Below are 26,268 nucleotides of genomic sequence, written 5' to 3'. Positions count from 1 at the left end.
TCCAGGAAAGTGCGAACGGTTTCCGTCCGGAACTGCGATCAGGCGGCCGCCATGATCTCGGCATAGGTGCCGAAATCGACATTGCCGCCGGACAGCACCACGGCGACGCATTTGCCTGACAGTTCGATCTCGCCCGAAGACAGCGCAGCCAGCGCCACGCATCCGCCCGGCTCGACCACCAGCTTGAGATAGGCCATGGCGTCGCGCATCGCCTGCGCCGTCGCTGTGTCGGAGACGGCGATGGCGCCGGCGAGGTTCTTGCGGTTGATCTCGAAGGTGATGGCGCCCGGCTCGGCGGTCAGGATCGCGTCGCAGATCGAGCTGTAGCCCGGTTCGTTCGAAACGCGGGCCCCGGCGGCGAGCGAGCGGCGGGTGTCGTCGAAATGCTCGGGCTCGACCGCCCACACCTCTGTGCCGGGCGAGGCATCCTTGACCGCGACCGAAATGCCGCTCGACAGGCCGCCGCCACCGCAGGGTATGACGACAGCGTCGAGGTCGACGCCAAGCGCCCTGGCCTGCCGCATCAGTTCAAGGCCGATCGTGCCTTGCCCGGCAATGATGGCCGGATCGTCGAAGGGCGGCACCAGCACCATGCCTCTGTCGATATAGGGGCGAACCACGCTCATGCGGTCATCGCGAAAACGGTCGAAGGGCACCACCTCGGCACCCATCTTGCGGACATTGCCGATCTTCATCGCCGGCGCATCCACCGGCATGGCGATGACCGCCTTGACGCCGAACATGGCGGCGGAAGCGGCGACGCCTTGCGCATGATTGCCCGAGGAGAAGGCAACGACACCTCGGCCGCGCTCTTCCTCGCTCAACGACGACAGCTTGTTGTAGGCGCCGCGGAACTTGAACGAGCCGGTGCGCTGCAGCGTCTCCGGCTTGAACAGGATACGCCCGCCAAAGCGCTTGTTCAGCTCAGCCGATTCGATCAACGGGGTTTCGACGATCAGGCCGGAGAGCCGGGCCGCAGCGGCGTGGATGTCGGCGATGCCGGGAGGGGTGGTCATGGCGGATCCTATGGCGATGTGATCCGGCCATGGTGCACGCAAAGGGCCGCGCGATGCCAACGAAAAGATGTAACCGATACAAAGTTAGCCGGTATGGGTCGGGGACACGGTCTCCAGCGTCTCGGCAGTGCCACCCCGCCGACATATCGCCAGTTTCACCCCAGCAGCGCCCTTTGCCTCTTGCTCCCACCCAGCTTGCGCCAATTGTTGAAGCGATGTGTGGCGGCGGCAAAGGAGATCTTCATCTGCTGGGACACCGAATAGCGCGACTTGCCCTCGTCGAACATGCGGTAGCAGCATTCGACGCCTTCCTCGGTCAGTTTGCCGTCCGGCGCCTTGTTGTGCGGATTGGCGGGGTCGAATTTTTCGACCTGCTGCTCGACCAGGCCCTTCAGCCGCTGCAGATCGGCCTCGATGCTGGCGATGAGATCGAGAACGGGTTTCGGGTCGAAATGCTGGGGGGGCGGCTTCGTCATACGTTGATCCTCATCCTTGTCTTAGGTTCAGCTATATAGGTGAATCTTTGCCGATAATGAAGAGGCGAGGCCGCTCGAGCGCTTCAACAATTCTTGAACCCGACCAATCATGCTGTTGACCCAAGGCATGCCAAACCCTAGTTTAGAACTATTCTAAACTAGGGCCATTTCCTCATGCTTTCCCGTGTTTTCGGCTTCGGCCGCCGTCCCTTCGAATCGCTCTCCGAACAGGAGATCCTGGCACTTGCCATTTCATCCGAGGAAGATGACGGGCGCATCTACCGGGCCTATGCCGACGGGCTGGCGGAAAGCTTTCCGCAATCGGCAAAAGTGTTCGAGGAGATGGCCGAGGAAGAGGACGGTCATCGCGACGCGCTGATCGAGCTCTTCCGCAAGCGTTTCGGCGAGCGCATCCCGCTGATCCGGCGCGAACATGTGAAGGGCTATTACGAACGCAAGCCCGACTGGCTGGTGCGGCCGCTCGGCATCGAACATGTACGCAGCCAGGCCGAAGCGATGGAGCGGCAGGCTTACCTGTTCTACGTCGAAGCGGCAAAGCGCACGACGGATGCCTCGACGCGAAAATTGCTCGACGACCTGGCGATAGCCGAACAGGGCCACGAGACGCTGGCGCAGCGGCTGGAACAGAAGCATGTCCCGGGCGACGTCAAGGATGAAGAGGCCGCCGCCGAGCAGCGCCAGTTCATCCTCACCTATGTGCAGCCGGGCCTGGCCGGGCTGATGGACGGTTCGGTGTCGACGCTGGCGCCGATCTTTGCCGCCGCCTTTGCAACGCATGACACCTGGCAGACTTTCCTGGTCGGGCTTGCCGCGTCGATCGGCGCCGGCATCTCCATGGGCTTCACCGAAGTCGCTTCTGACGACGGCAAGCTCTCGGGTCGCGGCTCGCCGATAAAACGCGGCATCACCACCGGCGTCATGACCTCGGCCGGTGGTCTCGGCCACGCATTGCCCTATCTCATCCCGCATTTCTGGACGGCGACGGCTGTTGCAGCGGTGGTGGTGTTCTTCGAACTGTGGGCCATCGCCTTCGTCCAGAACCGCTACATGCAGACGCCGTTCCTGCGTGCTGCCTTCCAGGTGGTGCTGGGTGGCGCGCTGGTGTTCGCAGCCGGCGTGCTGATCGGGAATGCTTGAGCTTCTTCCTTCCCCCCTTGTGGGGGAAGGTGGATCGGCGCGCAGCGCCGAGACGGATGAGGGGTGTTCCAGCGGAGTGAGACGCTGGTGTTGTGCCGTAGTGCCCAGTTCAATTGAGACGTCGCGTCAAGCTGGAGCACCCCACATCCGACCGCGCTTCGCGCGGCCACCTTCTCCCACAGGGGGAGAAGGAAGAGCCGCGCCTCTCCGTCACCCATTCACCGCCCGGCTGTCCCTGGGCGCCTCATCCCGTTCGGTCAGCCCATAATCCCTCACCACATGCGCAATGCGCAAACGATAGCCGGCAAAGATGCCGCCCCGGCCGGCCTGCTGCGCCTGCCGGTGTTCTTCGGTGTTGCGCCAGGCCTTCACCGCTTCCTCGTCGCGCCAGAACGACAGCGACAGGATGCGGTTCGGGTCGACCAGGCTCTGAAACCGTTCGATCGAGATGAAGCCGTCAATGCCGTCGAGCAAGGGACGCAGATTGGCGGCGATGCCGAGATAAGCATCGCGTTTGCCCTGTGCCGGTTCGACCTCGAAGATGACGGCGATCACGGCAGCACCAGCTTGGCGTGCGGCCCGGAGACGTGTTTCAGGAACATGCGGTCCTCCTTGAGGATGAATCGTTCTCGCTTGGCGAACTCATAGTTTGCCTTGCCGGCGGGATCGGCGGCAAGCCGGGCGCGATAGGCTTCGTAGGCCGCCAGGTTCTCGATGTCGTAGGCGGCATAGGCCGTCGTCGCCGACCCTTCGTGCGGGGCATAGTAGCCGATCAGATCGGCGCCGCAGCGCGGAATGGCCTGCCCCCAGTTGCGGGCATACTCCTCGAAGGCGGCCTTGCCGAACGGGTCGATCTCATAGCGGATGAAGCAGGTGATGGTCATGGTCGTCTCCTTGGGTTCTGGCATCGACGCTTCGAGCGCGGTCGAAACGTCATGCGCATCGATGTGCTAGGCAGTTTCGTGTCAGGAGCCGTAGTTGCTTGCGTCGTCGTCTCCTTGAGCTGACCGGAGAATAATGCTTATCTGACCAGAATGCTTCGACGAGGAACGAACTATGCGTGAAGGACCTGACATCGCCCGCATCGCCAGCCTGGTCGGCGATCCGGCCCGCGCCAACATGCTGAACGCCCTGATGGGCGGCACGGCGCTGACGGCGAGCGAACTGGCGCTGGAGGCCGGCGTGTCGCTGCCCACCGCCTCCTCGCATCTGTCGAAACTGATGGAGGGCGGCTTGCTGACCTTGGCCAGCCAGGGCCGGCACCGCTATTACGGCCTCGCGGGCCCGCAAGTGGCGGGCATGATCGAAGCCATCACCGGTGTCGCGGAGGCTGTTGGCCCCAAACGTGTGCGCCCTGGCCCGCGCGACGGCGCCATGCGCGTGGCCCGTGTCTGCTACGACCACCTTGCCGGTGAGCAGGCGGTGGCGATGCTCGACCGCCTTGTCGAGAAGGACATATTGCTGCGTGACGACAGGGAAATCAGGCTCGGCCCGTCGGCGGCCTCGCATTTTTCCGCGATCGGCATCGATGTCGATGCCAAACCGCGCCGCCCGGTCTGCCGCGCCTGCCTCGACTGGAGCGTGCGCCGCTCGCACCTCGCCGGCACGCTGGGCGCCGCCATCCTCGACAAGATACTCGCGGAGAAATGGGCGCGCCGCGAAAAGGACAGCCGCGCGGTGGTGTTTTCGCCACCGGGCAAGCAGGCGTTCGAGAGGGTGTTCTTGAGTTAGTTTGCCGGCGCCACCTCAACCTTCGTCATCCTCGGGCGGAGCAGCCGCAAGCGGCGTCGCGGAGACCCTAGGATGACGAAGTCCAGTAGGATCAACCCCGCTTCAACACCTTCCCCTGCTCGAAAAACCCCTTCCACGGATCGGCTTCCGCCAGCTTCGCCAGCGTCGTCTTGTCGCCGATCGGGAACGCATTCGGCGCCAGCCCGGCCTCGATCTCGGCCCAGGTCACCGGCATCGACACGGTGGCACCTTTCTTCGCCCGTGACGAATAGGGTGCGACCGTCGTCGAGCCCCTGCCATTGCGCAGATAGTCGACGAAGATCTTTCCGGTGCGCGCCTTTTTCGAAAGCGTCGCCGTGTAGCGGTCGGGGGCACCCTGTTCGAGCGCCTTGGCGAAATCATGGGCGAAGGTCTTCACCGCCTCCCAATCCGCCGACGGCTTCAGCGGCACCAGCACATGATAGCCCTTGCCGCCCGAGGTCTTGACGAAGTTAGGCAGCGACAGCTCATCGAGCTTGCCCCTTATATCGAGCGCCGCCTCGCGCACCGCTTTCACCTCGACGCCTTCATCGGGATCGAGATCGAAGATGATTTGGTCAGGCTGCTCCAGCTTGTCGATCGTGCAGCCCCAGATGTGGATTTCGACCACGCCGTACTGGACGAGTGCCGCGACACCGTCGAAATCCCGCACGAACAGGATTTCTTCGCCATCCGTCGGGTCTTTCATCCGGGCGATTTTTTCGTTCATGCCGGCCGAGGCATGCTTCTGGAAGAAGCGCGGACCGCCAACGCCGTCCGGCGCCCGCACCAGGCTGAGCGGCCGGTTGACGACGAATGGCTCCATGCGCGGCCAAACCTCGGCGTAGTGGTCGAGCAGGCCCTGCTTTGAGATTTTCTCCTCGGGCCACAGCAGCTTGTCGGGATGGGAGAGTTTTACACTGGTCGTCATCGCCCCGGCGCCGGTCCCGCTCGACGCCGGCTTGGCCTTGCCTGTCGCTGCCTTGGGCTTTTCCTGCACAACGTCCTCCGCCGGCTTGTCCTCGCGCAGCCCCTGGAACGAAGCATGGCGTATTATACGGTCCGACGTCCAGCTGCGAAACTCCACTTCGCCGACCAGTTCCGGCTCGACCCAGACCAGGCCCTTGCCCTTCGGCACGGCCTTGTCGAAGGGCGAAGCCGTCGCCTTCAGCGCGTCGAGCTTCTGCTTAAGCTCCGTCGCGCCCCTGGCGGAGAAACCGGTGCCGACACGGCCGGCATAATGCAGTTTGCCGTCCTCGTAGTAACCGACCAGCAGCGAGCGCAGTCCGCGCCCGGTCTTGTCCGACGGCAGATAGCCGCCAATGACGAATTCCTGCCGCGCCGTGCATTTCGACTTCACCCAGGTCGGGCCGCGCCCGCTGCGATAGGGCGCATCGGCACGCTTGGACACGACGCCTTCCAGCCCCATGCGGCAGGCATGCTCCAGCATGATCTTGCCGGGCTCGGAAAAGTGGTCGGAGAAACGCACCGCCGGATTGTCCGACTGCTTGCCGAGCAGCTCCTGCAAGGCCTGTTTGCGCTCGACCAGTGGCTCGGCGCGCAGATCCTTGCCGTCGAGCCGCATCAGGTCAAAGACGTAGTAGATGAAGCGGTTGGTGCGGTTAGCAGACAGGTCCTGCTGCAGCAACGAGAAAGAAGAAACGCCGCTGTCGGCCAGCACGACGATCTCGCCGTCGATGATGGCGTCGCTGCATTTCAGCGCGGCGAGTTCGGCCGTGATCTCGCTCCCAAACTTGTCCGTCCAGTCGAGGCCGGTGCGGGTCAGCAATCTCACATCGGTGCCGGCGATCTGCGCCTGCATCCGATAGCCGTCGAATTTCACCTCGTGCAGCCAGTCCTTGCCCGGCGGTGCGTCCCGCTCCAGAGTCGCCAGCTGCGGTTCGATGAAGTCGAGTTTCCGGCTTCCTGCTTTCGCCTTGCCCGCGGCCGGCTTGTTGGAGTGCCAGACTTCGGGCTTCTTGCCCCTGGCGGCCTTGCCCTCGCCAACCTCTTCGATCGTCAGGCCGGACTTCACCGATTGCGGCGCATCCTTCAAAATGTCCTCGCCCGGGCGTGCCGCGGCGTCGTCCGACTTGATCATTAGCCAGTTGTCGCGCTTTTCACCCGCCCGCGGTTTCAATCTGACGAGGTGCCACAACCCATGCAATTTGTGGCCCTTGAGCTCGAAGCTGATATGGCCCTTCTTCATCGCCTTGGCCGGGTCGGTCTCGGGCACCCATGTGCCCTCGTCCCAGACGATGACCGAACCACCGCCATATTCGCCTTTGGGGATGGTGCCCTCGAACGGGGCATAGTCGATCGGGTGGTCCTCAACATGGACGGCGAGCCGCTTCTCATGCGGGTCGAGGCTAGGTCCCCGCGTCACCGCCCAGCTCCACAGCACGCCGTCATGCTCGAGGCGAAGGTCGTAATGCAGCCTGGTCGCCGCGTGCTTGTGGATGACGAAGATGCCGCCCGCTTCGCTCTTTTTCGTGCGAGCGACCTTGCCGGCCGGTTCCGACGTCTTCTTGAAATCGCGCTTGGCGTGATATTGCTCAAGACCGGCCATTGCTTGGTCTCCTCAGGCCGATTTGCGCTTCGGCGCGGCTGCTTTCGGCTTGGCGCGTTTGGCCGCCGGTTTGGCTTTCGCGGAAGATGCCTTGGTTGAGCCCGAATCCGACGACAGGCTCTTCTTCAGCGCATCGAACAAATTGACGACGTTGGAGGGTTTGGGCGCCGCCTTGGCCTTCGGCGCCTCGTGCCCGGCCTTCTTGGCACGGATCAGCTCCAACAGCGCGTCTTCATACTTGTCGTCGAATTTCGACGGATCGAACTTCGCTTTCTTCTTGTCGATGATGAGCTCAGCGAGCTCGGTCATCTCCTGGTCGGTCTTCACCGCCTTGATCTCGCCGAACACGCTGTCCGGCTGGCGCACCGTGTTGTCGTAGCGCAGCGTCGTCAGCACCATGCCCTTGCCGAGCGGCTCGATGACCACGGGACGCTCGCGTTGATAGAGCACGATGCGCGCCAGCCCGGCCATCTTCTTCGCAACCATGGCATCGCGGATGACGGCGAAAGCCTCCTCCGACACCTTGTCGGCCGGCGCGACATAATAGGGCGTGTCGAGATAGATCTGCTGGATCGAGGCCTTGTCGACGAAACCGTCGAGGCTCATCGTGTGCGAGGATTCGATCTGCACCGCCTCGATCTCGTCTTCCTCGATATGGACGAAATCGCCGCCCTCGAGCTCATAGCCCTTGATCTCGTCGCCATCATCCAAGGGCTTGCCGGTTTCGGCATCGACATAGATGCGCTTCACCGTATTGCCGGTCTTGCGGTTCAGCACCCGGAACGAGACCTTTTCGGTATGGGTGACGACATTGGTCAGTTCGACCGCGCAGGTGACCAGTGAAAGCTTCAGATAGCCTTTCCAGGCTGGGCGTGGCGCCATGACAAACTCCTGCGGTGATAGGTCGAGAACGAGCAAGTTCCGTTCCAGTTCCAAACCGCGTCCATCGGCGTAAGCCGACTCTGGGCGTCGAGCACGAAAATTTCGCCGGCCGGCCGAAAGTTGAAACAGAACCGCGCGCAGGCGACATTCAAACGAAACATATGTGATGCAAAAGTCACACTGGGCGGAATGGCGACAAAGAGCACGGAAACACCCCGAATCAGCCGCATTCCGGCCACGAAGCAACGGGTTTTCGACCAGATATTAACATCGTGTTCACCGACTATTCACGCCTCGACGCTATGATGCCCGTCAATCGGAAGGGACATCCGAAAATCGGGACAGGGACAGGGTAATGAACTTCCTCACGCACCTCATCGGCTATGCCGCCGCCATCCGCGAATTCATCGCGCCGACCTATCGGCCGGAGCGCTACTACATGCGCGGCCCCGGTCCGGCCTGCGCCCGTCGCGGCACTTCGCTGGGCGCGCACTGACCATGACATTCGAGAGCCGCCACAACAGCCGTATCTGCAGGCCCGGTGCCAATACCCGTGCCACCACCTATCGTTCCGAGCGGCCGGCTCTGAGCGACAGGCGGCGTGCGACAACGCCACGTCTTTGATCCCGCCTTCGGCTGACCTAGTGTCTCAGGACACGAGCAGCCGAGGCCCGCGTGACCGACCTTCCCCAGTCAAATCTGCCCCAATCAAATTCGGCCAAGCCCAGTCCCGCTGAACCATCTTTCGATGCACGCCAGCCGCTGATCGTCTTCGACGGCGTCTGCGTGCTGTGCTCCGGCTCCGTGCGCATGGTGGTCAGGCTCGACCGCCAAAACCACTTCCGCTTCGCCACCGCGCAATCGACCTTCGGCGAAGCGCTGTTTCGCAAGCACGGGCTACGCACGGACTGTTACGAAACCAATCTCGTTCTCATCGATGGCGTCGCTTTCACGAAGCTCGACAGCTTTGTCGCGGTGATGTCGGAACTCGGCTGGCCATGGCGCGCGGCGAAGGCGCTGTTGTTGCTGCCGCGCCCGCTGCGTGACTGGCTCTACAATCGAATCGCCAGGAATCGGTACGCATTGTTCGGCAGGAAAAACAGCTGCGACATTCCATCGGCCGAGCTGCGAGGGCGCCTGATCGGCTGAAGGCTAATGCGTGTCGCCCAAAAGTGACTTCGGTTTTGGGAGAACGACATGCATAAAACAGAGAGCCTGAAGCGCGCCGCAAGAAATCTGTTTCCAACGCGACGCGCCTTCCGGGGGCAGCAGTGCATGAACCCGGGCCCGATTGATCAGCACGGGAGCGAGCTCGGCGCTTGCGCCACGCCCGATCAGGGCCGAAAGATTTTTTCCGCGTCCTGTCGAAATCGGCTGCCGCCGCGCGACATACGTCTGGCCTCGCAAGGACGCGGCCTTCGAAACCACGGGAGAAGACCCCATGCGATACATGCTTATGATCAACAACGACGAATCCGCACTGGCGGCCATGCCGATCGACAAGATCCAGCAGATGAGCGCGGCCTATAGCGCCTATACCGAAGCGCTGAAGAAGTCCGGCGTGTGGCTGGCCGGCGAAAGGCTGCGCCCGACCCAGGCGACCACCTCGGTGCGGATCGCCGACGGCAAGACCAACGTCATCGACGGCCCCTATGCCGACACCAAGGAGCAGCTTGCCGGCTTCTACATGATCGAGGCGGCTGACATCGATACCGCAATCGAATGGGCGGCGCGCTGTCCGGCGGCCAACACCGGCACGGTCGAGTTGCGGCCGATCTGGGAAATGGCCGACTACCTGCCCAAGACATGACCGTGTGATGGACAGTCGACCGGAGTTCGCCCGGGCGGCCGCCGAGGCCGCCGCCCGGCAAAACTATGGCAAGCTGGTCGCCTGGCTCGCGGCGCGCACGCGTGACGTGGCCGCCGCCGAGGATGCGCTCGCCGATGCCTTTGCAGCGGCGCTCGAACGCTGGCCGAAGTCCGGCGTGCCTGAAAAGCCGGAAGCCTGGCTGCTTGCGGTGGCGCGGCGGCGCCGCGTCGATGCTGTGCGGCGGCGGCTCACCCGGGAGGCAGCCCGCGAGCATCTCCAACTGATCGCCGAAGAGATGGAGGCGCGCATGACCGAGGAGGATCTGCCCGACGAACGGCTGCGGCTGATGTTTGCCTGCGCGCATCCGGCGATCGAGCCGGGCGTGCGCGCACCGCTGATCCTGCAGACCATCCTTGGCTTCGATGCCGCGACGATCGCTTCCGCCTTCCTGGTTTCACCGGCGACGATGAGCCAGCGCCTGGTGCGCGCCAAGGCCCGCATCCGCGAAACCGGCATTCCGTTCCGCGTACCGGAACGGGCTGAACTCGGCGAACGACTGGATGCCGTGCTGGAGGCGATCTACGCCGCCTTCGCCGAAGGCTGGTCCGATCCGGCCGGTACCGAGACGCGGCGCCGCAACCTCGCCACCGAAGGCATCTGGCTCGGCCGCCTGGTGGCGACGCTGATGCCGGACGAGCCGGAAGCGCTTGGCCTACTGGCGCTGATGCTGTTTGCCGAGGCGCGCCGCACGGCGCGGCGCAGTGCCGACGGCGACTTCGTGCCGCTGACCGAACAGGATTGCGACCTATGGGACCGCGCCCTCATCGACGAAGCGGAGGCGCTTCTGTCTCATGCCGCAGCGAGCGGCGTCGTCGGCCGCTACCAGCTCGAGGCGGCCGTCCAGTCGGCGCACGCGGCGCGGCGGCTGACCGGCCACACCGACTGGCCGGCGATCCGTGCGCTCTACGACGCGCTGTTTTCGATCGTGGGATCGCCAGTGGTGGCGATCAACCGCGCGGTGGCGCTTGCTGAGACCGAGGGCGCCATGGCGGGGCTGGCGGCGCTTTACGTGCTGGGCGACGACAAGCGACTCGACGAATATCAGCCCTATTGGGCGGCCCGCGCCGGGCTCCTGGCCAGGCTTGGTCAGGTGCCGCAAGCAAGCGAGGCTTATGATCGGGCGATCGGCCTTGAGCGCGACCCGGCGGTGCGCCGGTTCCTGCAGGGAAAAAGGGCGGCGCTGCGAAACTGACCGTCAGCCGGGCCACATCTCATGCGCTGTGTTGAGCGTCTTCATCAGCGGATGTTCACGCAGCTTCGCCCACAAGCGTTCAATATCAGGCCATGCCGTCCGCGCGCTGTCGATGTCGGGATGCCAGGCAATGAGCATGACAAGGTAGATGTCGGCGAGCGACAGGCCGTCGCCGACCAACCAGTCACGGTCGCGCAAGGCGGCATCGAGAATGGTGAAACCACGATCCATTTCGGCGATGGCCGCCTGCTTGACGGCTTTCGTGCCGTCGGCGTCGGTCGTGTAACGATGGGCGTAGTAAAGCCGCAGCACCGCTGGGTAGAGCACAGAGGACATGAAGGCCATCCAGCGCAGGAAATCGGCGCGGGCCGGCGCGTCTGGTGCCGGCGCCAGGCCAGCCTCGGGATGGCGCTCGGCAAGCAGGATGCAGATCGCCGCCGATTCGGTCATCGAGCGTCCGTCCGGCAAGGTCAGCACCGGCACCTGGTTCAGCGGGCTGATGTCGAGGAAGGCCGGATCGGGCCGGTCGGTCTTCGGCACGTCGATCTGCTCGAATAGCGCATTCGCCAGGGCCAGTGCCGCCTCGACGACGAAGCCGCCGCTGCCGGGGCGGGTATAGAGCTTGTACATGAAATTCTCCCCTGGCCCGTGCAAAGCGGGCCGGGGCGATATGAGCCGGAAGCAGGGTTCTGCTCAAGCCGGATTGCGGGCGCCACGGAAGGATTTTTCTGCGGGCCAGCCGATCTGCAGAAAAGGCAGTGGCCTAAGCCCCCAGCCCCTCGAACAAAATCGTCGACAGATAGCGTTCGGCGAAGTCCGGGATGACCACGACCAGGGTCTTGCCCTTGTTTTCCGGCCGCGAGCCGACGACGATTGCCGCCTGCAGGGCAGCACCGGACGAAATGCCGACCGGCACGCCTTCGAGGCGGGCGACGAGGCGCGCATTGGCGACCGAATCCTCATTGGAAACCTTGACGATCTCGTCATAGATCGTGGTGTCGAGGATCTTTGGCGCGAAGCCGGCGCCGATGCCCTGGATCTTGTGCGGGCCGGGCTGACCGCCCGACAGAACCGGTGAAGCTTCCGGTTCGACGGCAACGACATGCAGCGAGGGCTTGAGCTTCTTCAGCACCTGGCCGACGCCGGTGATGGTGCCGCCGGTGCCGATGCCGGCAACGAAGATATCGACCTCGCCCTGCGTGTCGTTCCAGATCTCCTGCGCTGTCGTCTTGCGGTGGATTTCGGGGTTGGCCGGGTTTTCGAACTGCTGCGGGATGACGGCGTTGGGGATCGTCGCGGCCAGTTCGTCGGCCTTGGCGATGGCGCCCTTCATGCCTTTCGGGCCTTCGGTCAGCACCAGTTCGGCGCCGAGCAGCGCCAGCATCTTGCGGCGCTCGACCGACATCGTCTCGGGCATCGTCAGGATCAGCTTGTAGCCCTTGGCGGCCGCAGCGAAGGCAAGTGCGATGCCGGTGTTGCCCGAGGTCGGTTCGATCAGCGTTGTCTTGCCGGGCGAAATCTTGCCGGCGGCTTCCAGCGCCTCGATCATCGCCACGCCGATGCGGTCCTTGACCGAGGCGATCGGGTTGAAGAATTCGAGCTTGGCGACCAGATTGGCGACGATGCCCTTCTCCTTGGCGAACTTGTCGAGTCGGACCAGGGGCGTGTCGCCGATCGTGTCGGTGATGGAACTGTAGATGCGGCCGCGGCCGGGGACGCGGGCGGAGGTGACGGGCTTGTTCATTGGTTTCGCTCCCAGGATTTCAGGCAAGTGGCATTGCAGCCGGCAAGATAGGGCTTTCAGCCGCGCAACATAAGCTGTCGGCCCGAAATATCCGAGTGGGGCCTGTGTCTAAAACGCCCTTGTCCCGGAAAAGCATTTCGCGGGGAAGCCTGCTCCCGGAATGTTTTGGCTGAAAGGGTGCTACTGACGGGCCGCGATCGCTGCCGCGGCGCCGACCATGAAGCCGGCGGCGGTGCGATTGAGCAGCTTCAGCGCGCGTGGCGATTTCAGGAACCAGCGCGCCTTGGCGGCCAGTGCCAGGTAAGGCACCAGCACGACGAACAGCACGACCACCGTCAGCGCGGCGAGAATGCCGTAGTCGGCCAGCGTGATCGTCTTCAGGTCGACGATGGTCGGCGTGATGGCAAGGTAGAAGATCATCGTCTTCGGATTGCCGAGCGTGACGGTCAGGCCGGCGACAAAGCTCGAAACCAGTCCGCCCTTGCCCTTTTTCGCTTCGACTGTTTCGGGCGTGATGCCCGCGGTCCAGAAGCGCCAGCCGAGGAAGGCGAGATAGGCGACACCAAGCCATTTGATGGCGAGGAAAACCATGCCGAAGGTCTGCGCGACAAAGGCGAGGCCAAGCACCACGGCGGTCAGATAGGTCAGATCGCCCAGCATCAGGCCGAACGACATCGCCAGCGACGAGCGAAAGCCGGCGCCGAGCGCCCGCGCGACAAGCGCGGTGACGCCGGGGCCGGGAATGGCGGCGGCGATGCCGAGAGCAGCACTGTAGGCGAGGAAGCCGGTGAGGGTCATGGATAGGGTCCCAGATCAGGAGGGCCTTATCGCATGGAACGGACGAGGATTGAATTTCCTCGGGGCGGAATCCATTGCACCAGACAGCGCTGTCCTTGCCTTATGAAGCCCCCTCTGCGCTACCCAAACAGGTCTCCTCAGGACCGGCCGCCGTCGTAGGTCACGCGCCAGATGGTGCCATTGCCATCCTCGGTCATGATCAGCGCGCCGTCGGCGGCCACCGCCACGCCCACCGGCCGGCCCCACACCTCGCCATTCGAGACGACGAAGCCGGTCATGAAATCCTCATACTCGCCGGTCGGCTTGCCGTCCTTGAACAGCAGGCGGACGACCTTGTAACCGGTCCTGTTGCCGCGGTTCCACGAACCGTGCAGGGCGACGAAGGCATCGCCCTGGTATTCGGCCGGGAAATCCTTGCCGGTGTAGAAGGCGATGTTAAGCGGCGCCGAATGCGCCTGCATCAGCACGTCGGGAATGGTCGCTTTTCCGGCGAGGTCGGGGCGCGCGCCCTTGTGGCGCGGATCCTCATGGTTGCCGATATAGTACCAGGGCCAGCCGTAGAAGGCGCCGTCCTTGACCGAGGTGGCGTATTCGAATGGCACATTGTCGCCCAGCGCGTCGCGCTCGTTGACGACGCACCACAGCGCCCCGGTCGCCGGCTGGACGGTCATGCCCGAACAGTTGCGCAGGCCGGTGGCGACGATGCGGCCGTTCTTGCCGTCCGGATCGAAGGCCCGCACGTCGGCGCGCCCCTCTTCGGAGCCCCAGGTCGCGCCGAGCGGCTTCGATGTCACCCACGCGTCGAGGCCGCCATCCGGCGCCTCGCCCATATCCTCGGCGACGTTCGAGCCCGAGCCGACCGACAGATAGAGCGTCTTGCCGTCAGGCGAAAAGGCGATGTCGCGTGTCCAGTGATGGTTCGAGGGGATGTTGTCGACGATGGTTTCCGGTTCGCCAGCGGCCTTCAGGTCACCCTTACGGTAGGCAAAGCGCACGATGCTGTCGCTGTTGGCGACATAGACCCATTGCGGGTCGTCGCCCGGCGGATAGAAGGCAATGCCATAGGGCTGGTTGAGATTGCCGGCGAAAATGCCGTCCTCGGCGGGCTTGGCGCTGTCCTTGGCCAGGCGATAGACGCGGACCTGGTTGGCATCGCTGTCGGCGACGAACAGGTCGCCATTGGGCGCGACGCGCACCACACGCGGATTGTCGATGCCTGACGCGATCAACTCGGCCGAGAATCCGGGCGGGAGTTGCGGTTTAGCGCCCGCCGGCATGTCGGCGATGCCGGCGCTGTTGGAGGCCGATTTGGTGACGAAGGGTTTCGGCAGGTCTTCCGGCTTGATCAGGCGCCGTACGCCCGGTCTGTCGGCACGCCAGTCGCCGAAGGCGGCCGCACCCTTGAGCACCGGCTGGTCCGCCTGGTGGGCGAATGCCGCGCTTGTCATAAGAAAGAGTGCTGGAAGCACCAGTCCGGCCAATCGGATCATCTTGTCCTCCATCTGGTCGCGAAGGAAACGGCCGATTTGTCTCCGGGGTTCCGCCTCACATGACGAGTTGAGGGAAGCGGTTTCCCTGCTTATGTCCCGGCAGCTAGAAAATCGTCGTCGAGCCGTTTTTCCAGCGCGACGAGATCGGCCGGCAGCGGCAGGCCCATGGCGCGCATTTCCTGCAGCTTTTCGCGCAATTGTTCCTGGATTTCGTGCTGGTCTTCCGGCTGGTTGACCATCTCCTCGAGCAGCAGGCTGATCCGGGCCTTGAGTTCTTCGAGCGCCATTGTTTTTCTCCTTGCTGCCCGTGTCTTGCCGTCCGGGGCGCTACCTTAACATGCGCGATATCAGTTGCGCCGTATAATCGACCATCGGCACGATGCGGGCGTAGTTGAGCCGGGTCGGGCCGATGACGCCGAGCGCGCCGACGACGCGGGCATCCTTGTCGCGATAGGGCGCGACCACCAGCGACGAGCCCGACAGCGAGAACAGCTTGTTTTCCGAACCGATGAAGATGCGCACGCCCGATCCTTGCTCGGCGAGATCGAGCAGTTGGATCAGCCCGTCCTGCGTCTCCATGTCCTCGAACAGATGCCGCAGCAATTCGATGTCGGCCTGGGCGGTGACGTTTTCGAGCAGATTGGCGCGACCGCGCACGATGAGCCGCGCCGGCAGGCCGCTTTCGGCGCCCGCCCACACTGCCAGCCCCTTCTCGACGAGGTCCTGCGACAGCGTATCGAGGGCTGCTCGCGTCTCTTCCTTGATGCGGGCGATCTCGGTGCGCGCCTCCGCCAGCGTACGGCCACGGATATGCGCGTTGAGGAAATTCGAGGCCTCGTGAAGTTGCGAGACGGTGATGCCTGCCGGCAACTCGACGACGCGGTTCTCGACGTCGCCATTCTGCGACACCAGCACGGCAAGCGCCTTGGTCGGCTCCAGCTGGATGAACTCGATATGCTTCAGCGCCACCTCGTTCTTGGCGGCCAGCACCAGGCCGGCGCCGCGCGACATGCCCGACAGCATCTGGCTGGCCTCGGTCAGCATGTGCTCCAGCGTCGCGCCCGAGCCGGAGGCCCGCACCTGCGCCTCGATGGTGCGGCGCTCCTCGTCGGAGAGGTCGCCAAGTTCCATGAAGGCATCGACGAAGAAGCGCAGGCCCGCCTGCGTCGGCAGCCGGCCGGCCGAGATATGCGGCGCATAGATCAGCCCGAGATGCTCGAGGTCGCTCATCACATTGCGGATGGTGGCCGGCGACAGCGAGGACGGCAGGATGCGCGACAGGCTGCGTGAGCCCACGGGCTCGCCATCCCTGAGATAGGAATCGACGATGCGCCGGAAGATGTCGCGTGAGCGCATGTCGAGTGATTGAAGTGCAAGCGACTGCGAAGCTGGATCGATTGCCTTGGTCATTCGGCCAAAAACCTCCTGCTTCAGGATATAGACTTCGGCACGGTGGGCGCAACCCGGTCTCTTATCGGATCGTGCGGTCCGTTTTCCTTTGCGCGCTGCTCCCCATGCGTCTAAAAGCCGGCCACGATTCCAAAAAATGACAAGAAAGAAGCCTGAATGCGCCCCTCCAAACGCCAATTCGACGAAATGCGCGCCATCTCCTTCGAGCGCGGCGTCTCCAAGCACGCCGAAGGCTCGTGCCTGGTGAAGTTCGGCGACACCCATGTCCTTTGCACCGCGAGCCTCGAGGAGAAGGTGCCCGGCTGGATGCGCAATTCCGGCAAGGGCTGGGTGACGGCCGAATATGGCATGCTGCCGCGCTCGACCGGCGAGCGCATGCGCCGCGAGGCCTCGGCCGGCAAGCAGGGCGGCCGCACGCTCGAAATCCAGCGCCTGATCGGCCGCTCGCTGCGCGCCGTGGTCGATCTGCAGGCGCTGGGCGAACAGCAGATCACCGTCGACTGCGACGTCATCCAAGCCGATGGCGGCACCCGCACCGCCTCGATCACCGGCGGCTGGGTAGCGCTGTATGACTGCCTGCGCTGGATGGAAGCGCGGCAGATGACCAGTGTCGCCAAGGTGCTGAAGGACCATGTCGCGGCGATTTCCTGCGGCATCCATGACGGCCAGCCGGTCATCGATCTCGACTATCTCGAGGATTCCGCGGCCGGCACCGACGCCAATTTCGTCATGACCGGCAAGGGCGGCATCGTCGAGATCCAGGGCACCGCCGAGGGCGAGCCTTTTTCGGAAGGACAGTTCGCGGAATTGATGGGCCTGGCCAAGAAAGGCATCCAGCGCCTGGTCAGCCTGCAGCAGATGGCGGTGGCTTAGGCCATTGGTTTTCTGGTGAAACCCTCCGCCATCCTGGAATCAGCCCTGTACGTCACCGATCTGGCGGCTGCGGAAGAATTCTATGTCGGCGTGCTCGGCCTCACCCTCTTCGGCAAGGTCGATGGCCGCCACCTCTTCTTCCGCTGTGGCCCAGGCGTGCTGCTCATCTTCAACGCCGAAGCGACCAAAGTGCCTCCGGCGCCCGACGCACGGCTGAAAGTGCCGCCGCATGGCACGGTCGGCGAAGGTCATCTCTGCTTTGCGGCGACCGCCGAGGAGCTCGCCGGCTGGAAAGCGCATCTCGAGGCGAAAAACATCGCCATCGAAAGCGAATTCGAATGGCCGCAAGGTGGCCGTTCGATCTATATACGCGACCCCTCGGGCAATTCGATCGAGTTCGCCGAGCCGAGAATCTGGGGCCTTTGATGCATAGTCTTGATGGCAAGAAGATCGTCGTCGCCAGCCATAATGCCGGCAAGCTGCGCGAATTCGCCGACCTGATGGGGCCTTTCGGCTTCGAGGCGAAATCGGCCAAGGACTATGGCCTGCCTGAACCGGACGAAACCGGCACCACTTTCGAGGAAAACGCCTACATCAAGGCGCTGGCCGCGGCGAAGGCCACCGGCCTGCCGGCGCTGTCGGACGACTCCGGCCTGTGCGTCGACGCGCTCGACGGCGCGCCTGGCGTGTACACCGCCAACTGGGCAGAAACCCCCGACGGCAGCAGAGATTTCGTCATGGCCATGCAGCGCACCGAAGTGGCGCTGCAGGAAGTCGGCGCCGCCTCGGCTGAACAGCGCAAGGGCCGCTTCGTTGCCGTCATTTGCCTGGCCTTTCCCGACGGCGAGGCCGAATATTATCGCGGCGAGGCCGAGGGCACGCTGGTCTGGCCGCCGCGCGGCGCGCTTGGCTTCGGCTATGACCCGGTGTTCTTGCCCAATGGTTTCGAAAAAACCTTCGGCGAGATGAGCGCCGAGGAAAAGCACGGCTGGAAACCCGGCCAGGCCACGGCGCTGTCACATCGCGCCCGCGCCTTCCAGAAGTTTGCTGAAGCACGCCTGAATCTGGCGAGATCGGGTTCGGCATGATTGGATCCGGCATGAGCATGCTGCTCGACCGGACGCCCGGCTTCGGCGTCTACATCCATTGGCCGTTCTGCGCGGCCAAGTGCCCCTATTGCGACTTCAACAGCCATGTCCGCCATCAGCCGGTCGACCAGGAGCGCTTTGCTGCCGCTTTCGAGGCGGAACTGGCGACGATGCGTGAGCGCACCGGCCCGCGCGAGGTGACCAGCGTCTTCCTCGGCGGCGGCACGCCCTCGCTGATGAAGCCGGAAACCGTGGCCAGGGTCCTGGATGCCGTGGCGAAGAACTGGACGGTGCCTGACGGCATCGAGGTGACGCTGGAGGCCAATCCGTCCTCGGTCGAAGCCGAACGGTTTCGCGGCTATCGCGCGGCAGGCGTCAACCGCGTCTCGCTCGGCGTGCAGGCGCTGAACGACAAGGATTTGCGCTTCCTCGGCCGCCTGCACAATGTCGAGGAGGCGCTGCACGCCATCGGCCTCGCGCGCGAAATCTTTCCGCGCCTGTCCTTCGATCTGATCTACGCCCGGCCCGGCCAGACGCCGGAGGCCTGGGCATCCGAGCTCGAACAGGCGATCGGCCATGCCGCCGATCATCTGTCGCTCTACCAGCTGACCATCGAGGAAGGCACGCCCTTCCACGCGCTGCATGCGGCGAAGAAATTCATCATTCCCGACAACGATCACGCCGCCGACCTCTATGCGTTGACGCAGGAGATCACCTCGGCGCATGGCCTGCCGGCCTATGAGATTTCCAACCACGCAAGGCCGGGCGCCGAGAGCCGGCACAATCTGACCTATTGGCGCTATGGCGAATATGTCGGCGTCGGCCCCGGCGCGCATGGCCGCTTCGTCGAGCATGGCCATCGCACGGTGACGATCGCCGAGCGGATGCCGGAGACCTGGGCCAATCTGGTCGAGGCCAAGGGCCATGGCGTCACCGGCGGCGAGGTCCTGACGCGCTCGGAAGAGGCCGACGAATTCCTGCTGATGGGGCTGCGGCTTGCAGAAGGCATCGACCTTGCGCGCTACGAGGCGTTTTCCGGTCGCGGCTTGTCGAGCGCACGGCTGTCGGTGCTGCAGGGCGAGGGGCTGGTGGCGCCGATCGGCAATGCGCGGCTCCGCGCCACGCCTGCCGGCATGATCGTGCTCGACGCCGTGGTGGCGGATCTGGCACGCTAGGCCAGCAGCCGTCTGGCCGGACCGTGGTCGACGATTTATCGACTCGAACAAGGGTGCTAGAAATTCGGCTTGCTCAGCCGAAGGCGCGTCGCGCGCCGCATCCAAGATGGGTCCTGCGATGAAGTTCCTGATCCATGAGACGCTGCGGACATTGAACACCGATGATGTGTTCGAGTTTGGACTGGGTGAGATCTCCAAACCTTCGGAGGATGAAGATTTCTACGAGGCAGAGGTGATTTTTATCAAGAATGGAAAGGTCCTGACCAAGCGAAAGACGGGCAATCTGAGCGAATTCAGCGTCGTAACCAGCTTTATCACCTTCATAGGAATCAGGCTTAGAGCGGTCGCCAAGGACGATTCGATAGAATTCGACCTGAATGGACTTACCATGGATCAGTACATCCCCTTGACCAAAAAGATACGAGAGATATGGGATGAGTAATTGCGTGCGGTCGAGGGTTTCTGGTCGTAGAAATAACCGAATTGAAGATTGAAGCTTTTGAAAAACGTCCTCTTTGTCTGCAGCCAAAACCGCTTGCGCAGCCCGACCGCCGAGCAGGTGTTTTCAACGCGCCGGGATATCGAGGTCGCTTCGGCGGGCACAAACCATGACGCCGACACGCCGCTGACGCATGAGCTGGTCGCCTGGGCCGACGTCATCTTCGTCATGGAAAAGATGCACCGCACCAAACTGCAGAAGAAATTCAAGGCGAGCCTGAAGAAGGCCCGGGTCATCTGCCTCGATATACCCGATAACTATGAATTCATGGATCTGGAGCTGATCGACCTTCTGAAGGCGCGCGTTTCACGCTATCTGGGGTGAGGCGCAGGGGACGTTTGCAGCCACACCTTCGTCATCCTCGGGCTTGACCCGAGGATCCATGCCGCGACGCTCGCCGAGGAATGCGGCGGACCAGAATTTCTGAACCGTAGCGACGCTTGATGTCACGGCATGGATCCCGGGGTCTGCGCCGCGTCGCTTCGCTCCTTGCTTCGCCCCAGGATGACGAAGTGAGAGCGGTTGCCGCCAGCTGCAGTGATCAGGCGTCGTGCTTGAAACGGCGCTTGCCGCGATCCTTCTCGGCATGCGCCTCTCCGTTCCGGGCCGGTTTGGCGTCGGCCTTTTCGCGGCGAACGCTGTGCTGGTCGTTCATTGGATGCGGCGGCACGCCTTCCCTAGCGGTTTTCGTTTCAAGACGGGTGATGAAGATATCGAAGCGATTGGGCATCGTACGGTCAGTGCTCCGTCGTGCTTTGTGGTTTGTTGTCGGAAAGCCTGACATTCGTCGGCAAGGCGGTTGTCGCCCGCTCGGTCAGGCTGGTGTCGGCCTTGGCGGTCAAGCGCTTGTCCCTGGGGGCGGCAACGCGCTTGCGGCCGGCATAGTAGGGCTCGAAAGCGTCCTGTATCTTCAGGCTGTCCATCCTGTCCTCCTCCGGAATCAGGGGCTAAATCTGCCAATGCCGGTTTGGTTCCCTACTGTGGCAAAGGAATGGCGATCACCTTACATCGGCGTGAGCTTTTGCAAGGCCGCGCCAGCCATGCCAAACAAGACTGAACGGAGACTTGATCAGTGACGGACGAGACGGGCAAGCGCAGCTACGTGGTCGGACAGACCGAAATCCCCGCCCGTCCGCTCGAGCCGGCGCTCTATCTGGTGGCCACGCCGATCGGCAATCTCGCTGACATCACTTTGCGCGCCCTGGAGACATTGGCCGCCGCCGACATCGTCGCCTGCGAGGACACCAGGGTGTCGCGCGTGCTGCTCGACCGTTACGGCATTCGCCGCCGCACCACCGCCTATCACGAGCACAATGCCGGCGAGGCCGGGCCGAAACTGATCGCAGCGCTTCAAGGCGGACAGAGCGTGGCGCTGATTTCCGATGCCGGCACGCCGCTGGTCTCCGATCCCGGTTATCGGCTGGTTGGCGAGGCGCTTGACCACGGCATTCGCGTTGTGCCGATCCCCGGCCCGTCGGCGCCGCTGGCCGCGCTGACGGCATCCGGTCTGCCGTCCGACGCCTTCCTGTTCGCCGGTTTCCTGCCGGTCAAGGTTGGCCAACGGCTGACACGGCTGGAAGCGCTGAAGGCGGTGCCGGCAACGCTGATCTTCTTCGAATCGCCGCGCCGGCTGGCCGAATCCCTCGGCGCCATGGTCGAAGCCCTCGGCGGCGAGCGCAAGGCCGCCATCGGCCGCGAATTGACCAAGACCTTCGAGGAAATGCGCATCGGCACGCTGCGGGCGCTGGCCGACCACTATGCGGCGGCCGATACGCCGAAGGGCGAGATCGTCGTTTGCGTCGGTCCGGCTGAGGCCAAGGCGGACGAACCGGCCGATATCGATCGCCTGTTGCTGTCGCTCGCCGCCGAAATGCCGGCCTCCAAGGCGGCGGCGGAAGCCGCCAAAATGACCGGCGGCCAGAAGCAGGCGCTCTATCGGCGGCTGTTGGAACTCAGGGACAGACCATGATCCCGAAAAGTGGAAACCGGTTTTCCCGGACAAACGGTTTCGTTTGTCGAGAGATCATGGTCAAACAAAACTCAGGGGAAGCCGACGGTGGCTGAGCGCCCGAGCGCCAACCGCCAGAAAGCCTATCGGCGCGGCCATCGCGGCGAATGGCTGGCGGCTGCCGCGCTGATGCTCAAGGGCTACCGCATCCTCGCGCGACGCCATCGCACCCGTTTCGGCGAGATCGACCTGATCGCGAGGCGCGGCGACCTCGTTCTGTTCGTCGAGGTCAAGGCGCGCCGCACGCTGATGGAAGCCATGGAAGCGATCGGCCACGAATCCGAGCGCCGCATCGAGGCGGCCGCCGACATCTGGCTGTCGCGCCAGCCCGACTACGGCAGGCTGTCGATGCGTTTCGACATGGTCGCGGTGCTGCCCTGGCGCTGGCCGGTGCATGTCGAGAACGCGTTTTATGGACGGAATTAGGGGTGGTCACCCTCCCCCTTGTGGGGAGGGTCGGTGAGCAAGCGACGCGAAACGTCGTTGGCGAGCCGGGGCGGGGGTATGGCGCCGACCCCCACCGCGATCCGCTTTGCGGATCGACCCTCCCCACAAGGGAGGGTAAAGCTCACCCCCAAATCATCAGCGCCACCAACCCGACACCCCCCACCACCAGCCGCCACCAGCCGAACAGCGAGTAGCCGTTGCGCGAGACGTAATCGAGCAGGTAGCGGACGACGATGAGCGCCGTGACGAAGGCGGCGACGAAGCCGATGGCGATGATGGGCAAATCCGCCGTGGTCAGCACGTTGCGGTTCTTGAACAGGTCGAAGGCAAAGGCGCCGACCATGGTCGGGATGGCGAGAAAGAACGAAAATTCCGCCGCCGCGCGCTTGTCGACGCCCAGCAGCAGCGCGCCGACAATGGTCGAGCCGGAGCGCGAGGTGCCGGGGATCAGCGACAGGCACTGAAACAGGCCGATCTGCAGGTAAAGCCTTGTCGGGAAGCGCTCGACGTCGCGGTAGACGGGCTTCAGGTTCATGCGGTCGACCGCCAGCAGCACGACGCCGCCGATGATCAGCATGATGCAGATCAGCCGTGGCGATTCGAACAGCACCGTCTTGATAAAATCATGCGCCAGCGCGCCGATGATCGCCGCCGGCAGGAAGGCGATGAGGATGCCGATGACGAAATGCCGCGTCAGCCGGTCATGCGGCAGGTCGAGCAGCATCTGCCACAGGCGGCGGAAGTAGACGCTGAGGATCGCCAGGATGGCGCCGAGCTGGATCAGGATCTCGAAGGCCTTGCCGGTGGAATTGAAGCCGAGGAAATGGCCGGCGACCAGGATATGGCCGGTCGAGGACACCGGTATGAACTCGGTCAACCCCTCCAGCAGGCCGAGCAGCAGGGCTTCGACGATGGTCTGGCTTTCCATGGCTACCTCGGCTTTGCGCGACGGCTAACAGAACGGCTTGCTTGTCATGGCGTTGAACTCCCCCTATAGGTCGCAACACCCCTGACAGCCCGCTAACCGGGCGGCCAAGACTTACCGGTGCGCCCGGCGATTCGCCAGTGCGCTTTATCATCGCGGAACCATGCTGACGCTTTTCCATCATCCCATGTTCGCCACCTGCCGCTTCGTCCGCCTTGCTTTCGGCGAGTATGGCGAGGAGCTGGCGCTGATCGAGGAAAAGCCGTGGACGCGGCGCAAGGAGTTTTTGGCGCTGAACCCGGCCGGCACGCTGCCGATCCTGCTCGCCGAAGGCGATGTGCCGATCGTCGGCGCGACGGTTATCTCGGAATATCTCGACGAGACGCGCGGTGTCTTGAAGCGCGACAAGCGGCTGTTCGCCGAGGACCCGATGCAGCGCGCCGAAATCCGCCGGCTGATCGACTGGTATCTCAACAAGGCCGAAAGCGAAGTCACTCGCCATCTGGTGCGCGAACGCGTGCTGAAGCCGATCATGCCGGAAACGGCGGGCGGCGGTTCGCCCGATTCGGGCGCCATCCGTGCCGCACGCGCCAACATCCGCCAGCACATGAAATACACCAACTGGCTGGCAGGCACCCGCCATTGGCTGGCAGGCGGCAGGGTCACCTATGCCGATCTCGCTGCCGCCGCGACCCTGTCGGTGCTCGATTATCTCGGCGAGATCGACTGGCGCGAACACACTGCTGCGCGCGAATGGTACACGCGGGTGAAGTCGCGCCCCTCCTTCCGGCCGCTCCTGACCGACCGCGTGCGCGGCCTGTCGCCGGTGTCGCATTATGCGGACCTCGACTTCTGACGCCGCAAAACTGCGCGCGCTGATCGACGCGGAGGCGCAGCGCGCCGGCTTCGATGCCATTGCCGTCACCTCTCCCGATGCCATCCCGCTGGCGCCGGCGCGGCTCGCCGAATTCGTCGCCGACGGCTTTCACGGCTCGATGGACTGGATCGCCGAGACGATTGCGCGCCGCAGCGAGCCTTCCACGCTGTGGCCTGAAGTGCGCTCGATCGTCGTTCTGGCGATGAATTACGGGCCGGACCATGATCCTCGCGACCTGCTGGCCAAGCGCGACCGGGGCGCGATCTCCGCCTATGCGCAGAACCGCGATTATCATGATGTGATAAAAGGCCGGCTGAAGGGAATCGCCGGCAAGATCGTGGCGCGCGCCGGCGGTGACGTGAAAGTGTTTGTCGATACCGCTCCGGTCATGGAAAAGCCGCTGGCCGAAGCCGCGGGCCTTGGCTGGCAGGGAAAACACACCAATCTGGTCAGCCGCGAGCACGGCTCCTGGCTGTTCCTCGGCACCATCTTCACCACGGCCGAACTGGTCCCCGATCGCGCCGAGATCGACCACTGCGGTTCCTGCCGCGCCTGCCTCGACGCCTGCCCGACAGACGCCTTCCCAGCACCCTACAGGCTCGATGCACGGCGCTGTATTTCGTACCTCACCATCGAGAACAAGGGACCGATCCCGCATGAATTCCGCGAAAAGATCGGCAACCGCATCTATGGCTGCGACGATTGTCTGGCCGCCTGCCCGTGGAACAAATTCGCCCGCGCCGCCTCCGAGGCAAAACTCGCCGCGCGCGATGATCTGCGCGAGCCGGCGCTCGCCGAGCTGCTCGAACTGGACGACGCGGCCTTCCGGTCGTTTTTCTCGGGTTCGCCAATAAAACGCGTCGGCCGCGATCGCTTCATCCGCAACGTGCTGATCGCCGCCGGCAATTCCGGCGAGGCCGCGCTGGCCGGTCCCGTGCGTGGCTTGCTGGATGACGCCTCGCCGCTGGTGCGGGGCGCGGCAATATGGGCGCTGGCGCGGCTGGTGCCGGATGCCGAATATTCCGAGCGGGCTGAAATCGGCCTGAACACCGAGATTGACGGGGCCGTACGCGAGGAATGGCACCTGGCGCGGCCAGACAGGGCGCATGCATGAGCGAAAAGCAGATCTTCATCTTCGGCGCCGGCTATTCCGGCAAGGCTTTTGCCCGCGCCAATCCGGGCGCCGCCACGATCTTCGGTACGACGCGTTCGCCGGAGAAATTCGAGGGGCTGCGGCAAGCCGGCATCGCACCGCTGCTGTTCGACGGCGCGCTGAGCGGCGAAATCGGCAAGGCGCTGGAGAAAACGACGCATCTGGTGATTTCGGTCGCTCCGGAAGAGGCCGGCGACCCTGTCTTGAATGCCACTCAGGAGGCAATCGCAGGGATGCCGGCACTGGAATGGATCGGCTATCTCTCGACCGTCGGCGTCTATGGCGACTATGGCGGCGCCTGGGTCAACGAAAAGACCACATGCCGGCCGGTATCGAAACGCTCCGTCATGCGGGTTGAGGCCGAGCAGCAGTGGCTGAAGCTCGGCAAGGATATCGGCAGGCCGGTTGCGATCCTGCGCCTGTCCGGCATTTACGGACCTGGCCGCAACGCGCTGGTCAATCTGGAAAACGGCACCGCGCGGCGGCTGGTGAAGCCCGACCAGGTGTTCAACCGTATCCATTGCGACGACATTGCCGGGGCGCTGTGGCAGCTTATCGAGGGCAACACAGGCGGCATCTTCAACATCACGGACGACGAACCGGCACCGCCGCAGGATGTCGTCGCCTATGCCGCGTCGCTGATGGGCGTCGAGCCGCCGCCGGAAATTCCTTTCGAGACCGCCCAACTTTCGCCCATGGCACGGTCCTTCTATGGCGAGAACAAGCGTGTCGCCAATGCGGCGATCAAGGCGGCGGGCTATGGCTTTCGCTTTTCGGACTACCGCGCCGCCTTCGACCATATGTGGGCAAGCGGCGACTGGCGCGACGGCGAGGCGCGCAGCCCGATAAAGCGCTGATTGCGCCAAGGG

32 protein-coding genes are annotated in these 26,268 nt (G+C 63.9%); 16 read left to right on the top strand and 16 right to left on the bottom strand.

From position 1 onward, the window contains the following. Positions 1-38: 38 nt before the first annotated feature. Positions 39-1,016, bottom strand: a complete 978-nt coding sequence (locus tag JN279_RS04155) for a threonine/serine dehydratase (RefSeq protein WP_202352068.1) — start codon at positions 1,014-1,016, stop codon at positions 39-41. A 155-nt stretch (positions 1,017-1,171) separates the two neighbouring features. Then, positions 1,172-1,492, bottom strand: a complete 321-nt coding sequence (locus tag JN279_RS04150) for a hypothetical protein (RefSeq protein ID WP_096452106.1) — start codon at positions 1,490-1,492, stop codon at positions 1,172-1,174. Between the two features lie 174 nt (positions 1,493-1,666). Here JN279_RS04150 and mbfA point away from each other — a divergent pair, with 174 nt between their 5' ends. Then, a complete protein-coding gene (gene mbfA / locus JN279_RS04145) occupies positions 1,667-2,650 on the top strand; it encodes an iron exporter MbfA (RefSeq protein ID WP_096452108.1) in 984 nt (327 codons plus the stop codon). A gap of 210 nt (positions 2,651-2,860) precedes the next feature. Here mbfA and JN279_RS04140 read toward each other — a convergent pair whose 3' ends face one another. Further along, positions 2,861-3,205, bottom strand: coding sequence for an antibiotic biosynthesis monooxygenase family protein (locus tag JN279_RS04140; protein WP_202352067.1), 345 nt, complete (start codon positions 3,203-3,205; stop codon positions 2,861-2,863). After that, the gene (locus tag JN279_RS04135; protein ID WP_096452112.1) at positions 3,202-3,534 is read right to left on the bottom strand and encodes an NIPSNAP family protein; all 333 of its coding nucleotides are present in this window, start codon (positions 3,532-3,534) and stop codon (positions 3,202-3,204) included. Before JN279_RS04135 ends, JN279_RS04140 begins: the two co-directional genes overlap by 4 nt. A 172-nt stretch (positions 3,535-3,706) precedes the next feature. Here JN279_RS04135 and JN279_RS04130 point away from each other — a divergent pair, with 172 nt between their 5' ends. Then, the gene (locus JN279_RS04130; RefSeq protein WP_202352066.1) at positions 3,707-4,381 is read left to right on the top strand and encodes an ArsR/SmtB family transcription factor; all 675 of its coding nucleotides are present in this window, start codon (positions 3,707-3,709) and stop codon (positions 4,379-4,381) included. Between the two features lie 91 nt (positions 4,382-4,472). On the opposite strand, the gene ligD is transcribed toward JN279_RS04130, so the two are convergent. Both ligD and ku read right to left on the bottom strand, forming a co-directional pair. Then, positions 4,473-6,968 carry a DNA ligase D gene (gene ligD / locus JN279_RS04125; RefSeq protein WP_202352065.1) on the bottom strand — a complete coding sequence of 832 codons (2,496 nt, stop codon included), beginning with the start codon at positions 6,966-6,968 and terminating at the stop codon, positions 4,473-4,475. 12 nt (positions 6,969-6,980) lie between these two features. Beyond that, positions 6,981-7,850, bottom strand: coding sequence for a non-homologous end joining protein Ku (gene ku / locus JN279_RS04120; RefSeq protein WP_202352064.1), 870 nt, complete (start codon positions 7,848-7,850; stop codon positions 6,981-6,983). Positions 7,851-8,205: 355 nt separating this feature from the next. Between ku and JN279_RS04115 the strand changes: the two genes are divergently transcribed. The 4 genes from JN279_RS04115 to JN279_RS04100 all read left to right on the top strand — a co-directional run bounded on the left by JN279_RS04115 (position 8,206) and on the right by JN279_RS04100 (position 10,912). After that, the gene (locus JN279_RS04115) at positions 8,206-8,346 is read left to right on the top strand and encodes a hypothetical protein (RefSeq protein WP_080680878.1); all 141 of its coding nucleotides are present in this window, start codon (positions 8,206-8,208) and stop codon (positions 8,344-8,346) included. Positions 8,347-8,525: 179 nt separating this feature from the next. After that, the gene (locus JN279_RS04110) at positions 8,526-8,999 is read left to right on the top strand and encodes a thiol-disulfide oxidoreductase DCC family protein (RefSeq protein ID WP_202352063.1); all 474 of its coding nucleotides are present in this window, start codon (positions 8,526-8,528) and stop codon (positions 8,997-8,999) included. A 292-nt stretch (positions 9,000-9,291) separates the two neighbouring features. After that, positions 9,292-9,660, top strand: coding sequence for a YciI family protein (locus tag JN279_RS04105; RefSeq protein WP_202352062.1), 369 nt, complete (start codon positions 9,292-9,294; stop codon positions 9,658-9,660). Between the two features lie 7 nt (positions 9,661-9,667). Then, positions 9,668-10,912, top strand: coding sequence for an RNA polymerase sigma factor (locus tag JN279_RS04100; protein WP_202352061.1), 1,245 nt, complete (start codon positions 9,668-9,670; stop codon positions 10,910-10,912). A 3-nt stretch (positions 10,913-10,915) separates the two neighbouring features. On the opposite strand, the gene JN279_RS04095 is transcribed toward JN279_RS04100, so the two are convergent. The 6 genes from JN279_RS04095 to hrcA all read right to left on the bottom strand — a co-directional run bounded on the left by JN279_RS04095 (position 10,916) and on the right by hrcA (position 16,354). Further along, positions 10,916-11,542 carry a glutathione S-transferase family protein gene (locus JN279_RS04095; protein ID WP_202352060.1) on the bottom strand — a complete coding sequence of 209 codons (627 nt, stop codon included), beginning with the start codon at positions 11,540-11,542 and terminating at the stop codon, positions 10,916-10,918. A gap of 133 nt (positions 11,543-11,675) precedes the next feature. Next, positions 11,676-12,656 carry a cysteine synthase A gene (gene cysK, locus JN279_RS04090; RefSeq protein ID WP_096452126.1) on the bottom strand — a complete coding sequence of 327 codons (981 nt, stop codon included), beginning with the start codon at positions 12,654-12,656 and terminating at the stop codon, positions 11,676-11,678. Between the two features lie 180 nt (positions 12,657-12,836). Then, entirely contained in the window at positions 12,837-13,454 is a 618-nt protein-coding gene (locus tag JN279_RS04085; RefSeq protein ID WP_096452128.1) for a LysE family translocator, read from the bottom strand. Between the two features lie 137 nt (positions 13,455-13,591). Further along, the gene (locus JN279_RS04080; protein ID WP_244734405.1) at positions 13,592-14,944 is read right to left on the bottom strand and encodes a PQQ-dependent sugar dehydrogenase; all 1,353 of its coding nucleotides are present in this window, start codon (positions 14,942-14,944) and stop codon (positions 13,592-13,594) included. Positions 14,945-15,033: 89 nt separating this feature from the next. Next, the gene (locus tag JN279_RS04075) at positions 15,034-15,231 is read right to left on the bottom strand and encodes a hypothetical protein (protein ID WP_095202875.1); all 198 of its coding nucleotides are present in this window, start codon (positions 15,229-15,231) and stop codon (positions 15,034-15,036) included. A gap of 40 nt (positions 15,232-15,271) precedes the next feature. Beyond that, the gene (gene hrcA / locus JN279_RS04070) at positions 15,272-16,354 is read right to left on the bottom strand and encodes a heat-inducible transcriptional repressor HrcA (RefSeq protein WP_096452132.1); all 1,083 of its coding nucleotides are present in this window, start codon (positions 16,352-16,354) and stop codon (positions 15,272-15,274) included. A gap of 156 nt (positions 16,355-16,510) precedes the next feature. On the opposite strand from hrcA, the gene rph reads away from it, so the two are divergent. From rph to hemW, 4 genes are read left to right on the top strand one after another with little or no spacing between them, the layout of a single operon-like run. Continuing rightward, the gene (gene rph, locus JN279_RS04065) at positions 16,511-17,227 is read left to right on the top strand and encodes a ribonuclease PH (protein ID WP_096452134.1); all 717 of its coding nucleotides are present in this window, start codon (positions 16,511-16,513) and stop codon (positions 17,225-17,227) included. A 15-nt stretch (positions 17,228-17,242) separates the two neighbouring features. Further along, positions 17,243-17,653 carry a VOC family protein gene (locus JN279_RS04060; protein ID WP_096452136.1) on the top strand — a complete coding sequence of 137 codons (411 nt, stop codon included), beginning with the start codon at positions 17,243-17,245 and terminating at the stop codon, positions 17,651-17,653. Continuing rightward, entirely contained in the window at positions 17,653-18,315 is a 663-nt protein-coding gene (gene rdgB, locus JN279_RS04055) for an RdgB/HAM1 family non-canonical purine NTP pyrophosphatase (protein WP_096452138.1), read from the top strand. Before JN279_RS04060 ends, rdgB begins: the two co-directional genes overlap by 1 nt. Continuing rightward, positions 18,312-19,490: a radical SAM family heme chaperone HemW gene (gene hemW, locus JN279_RS04050; protein ID WP_446720395.1), complete on the top strand. Its 1,179-nt coding sequence runs from the start codon at positions 18,312-18,314 to the stop codon at positions 19,488-19,490. The genes rdgB and hemW overlap by 4 nt, the downstream gene beginning before the upstream one ends. 73 nt (positions 19,491-19,563) lie before the next feature. Here the strand turns inward: hemW and JN279_RS04045 are convergent, their stop codons facing one another. Continuing rightward, positions 19,564-20,019, bottom strand: coding sequence for a hypothetical protein (locus tag JN279_RS04045; RefSeq protein WP_202353898.1), 456 nt, complete (start codon positions 20,017-20,019; stop codon positions 19,564-19,566). Here JN279_RS04045 and JN279_RS04040 point away from each other — a divergent pair. Continuing rightward, positions 19,990-20,313 (top strand): low molecular weight protein tyrosine phosphatase family protein, encoded by a 324-nt coding sequence (locus JN279_RS04040; RefSeq protein ID WP_096458212.1) that lies wholly within the window; start codon positions 19,990-19,992, stop codon positions 20,311-20,313. The two genes, JN279_RS04045 and JN279_RS04040, sit on opposite strands and share 30 nt — an antisense overlap. 217 nt (positions 20,314-20,530) lie before the next feature. Here the strand turns inward: JN279_RS04040 and JN279_RS04035 are convergent, their stop codons facing one another. Both JN279_RS04035 and JN279_RS04030 read right to left on the bottom strand, forming a co-directional pair. After that, entirely contained in the window at positions 20,531-20,719 is a 189-nt protein-coding gene (locus tag JN279_RS04035) for a hypothetical protein (RefSeq protein WP_095202880.1), read from the bottom strand. Between the two features lie 7 nt (positions 20,720-20,726). Then, positions 20,727-20,912, bottom strand: a complete 186-nt coding sequence (locus JN279_RS04030; protein WP_096452142.1) for a hypothetical protein — start codon at positions 20,910-20,912, stop codon at positions 20,727-20,729. Between the two features lie 149 nt (positions 20,913-21,061). Here JN279_RS04030 and rsmI point away from each other — a divergent pair, with 149 nt between their 5' ends. Then, positions 21,062-21,958 carry a 16S rRNA (cytidine(1402)-2'-O)-methyltransferase gene (gene rsmI / locus JN279_RS04025; RefSeq protein WP_096452144.1) on the top strand — a complete coding sequence of 299 codons (897 nt, stop codon included), beginning with the start codon at positions 21,062-21,064 and terminating at the stop codon, positions 21,956-21,958. A gap of 87 nt (positions 21,959-22,045) precedes the next feature. Beyond that, positions 22,046-22,423 carry a YraN family protein gene (locus tag JN279_RS04020; RefSeq protein WP_096452146.1) on the top strand — a complete coding sequence of 126 codons (378 nt, stop codon included), beginning with the start codon at positions 22,046-22,048 and terminating at the stop codon, positions 22,421-22,423. A 142-nt stretch (positions 22,424-22,565) separates the two neighbouring features. Here the strand turns inward: JN279_RS04020 and JN279_RS04015 are convergent, their stop codons facing one another. Continuing rightward, positions 22,566-23,372: an undecaprenyl-diphosphate phosphatase gene (locus tag JN279_RS04015; protein ID WP_096452148.1), complete on the bottom strand. Its 807-nt coding sequence runs from the start codon at positions 23,370-23,372 to the stop codon at positions 22,566-22,568. A gap of 160 nt (positions 23,373-23,532) precedes the next feature. Here JN279_RS04015 and JN279_RS04010 point away from each other — a divergent pair, with 160 nt between their 5' ends. The 3 genes from JN279_RS04010 to JN279_RS04000 are packed head-to-tail and all read left to right on the top strand — an operon-like array spanning position 23,533 to position 26,256. Next, positions 23,533-24,225, top strand: coding sequence for a glutathione S-transferase family protein (locus JN279_RS04010; protein WP_095202886.1), 693 nt, complete (start codon positions 23,533-23,535; stop codon positions 24,223-24,225). Continuing rightward, complete coding sequence (queG, locus tag JN279_RS04005; protein ID WP_202352058.1) at positions 24,206-25,360, top strand: tRNA epoxyqueuosine(34) reductase QueG; 1,155 nt, start codon at positions 24,206-24,208, stop codon at positions 25,358-25,360. The genes JN279_RS04010 and queG overlap by 20 nt, the downstream gene beginning before the upstream one ends. Continuing rightward, complete coding sequence (locus JN279_RS04000) at positions 25,357-26,256, top strand: SDR family oxidoreductase (RefSeq protein ID WP_202352057.1); 900 nt, start codon at positions 25,357-25,359, stop codon at positions 26,254-26,256. Before queG ends, JN279_RS04000 begins: the two co-directional genes overlap by 4 nt. Positions 26,257-26,268: the final 12 nt, after the last annotated feature.

Source organism: Mesorhizobium sp. 113-1-2 (genome assembly GCF_016756475.1).
Classification (GTDB): Bacteria; Pseudomonadota; Alphaproteobacteria; order Rhizobiales; family Rhizobiaceae; genus Mesorhizobium; species Mesorhizobium loti_C.
The sequence above is the reverse complement of the archived record's forward strand: the minus strand, read 5'-3'. Positions and strand labels throughout refer to the sequence as shown.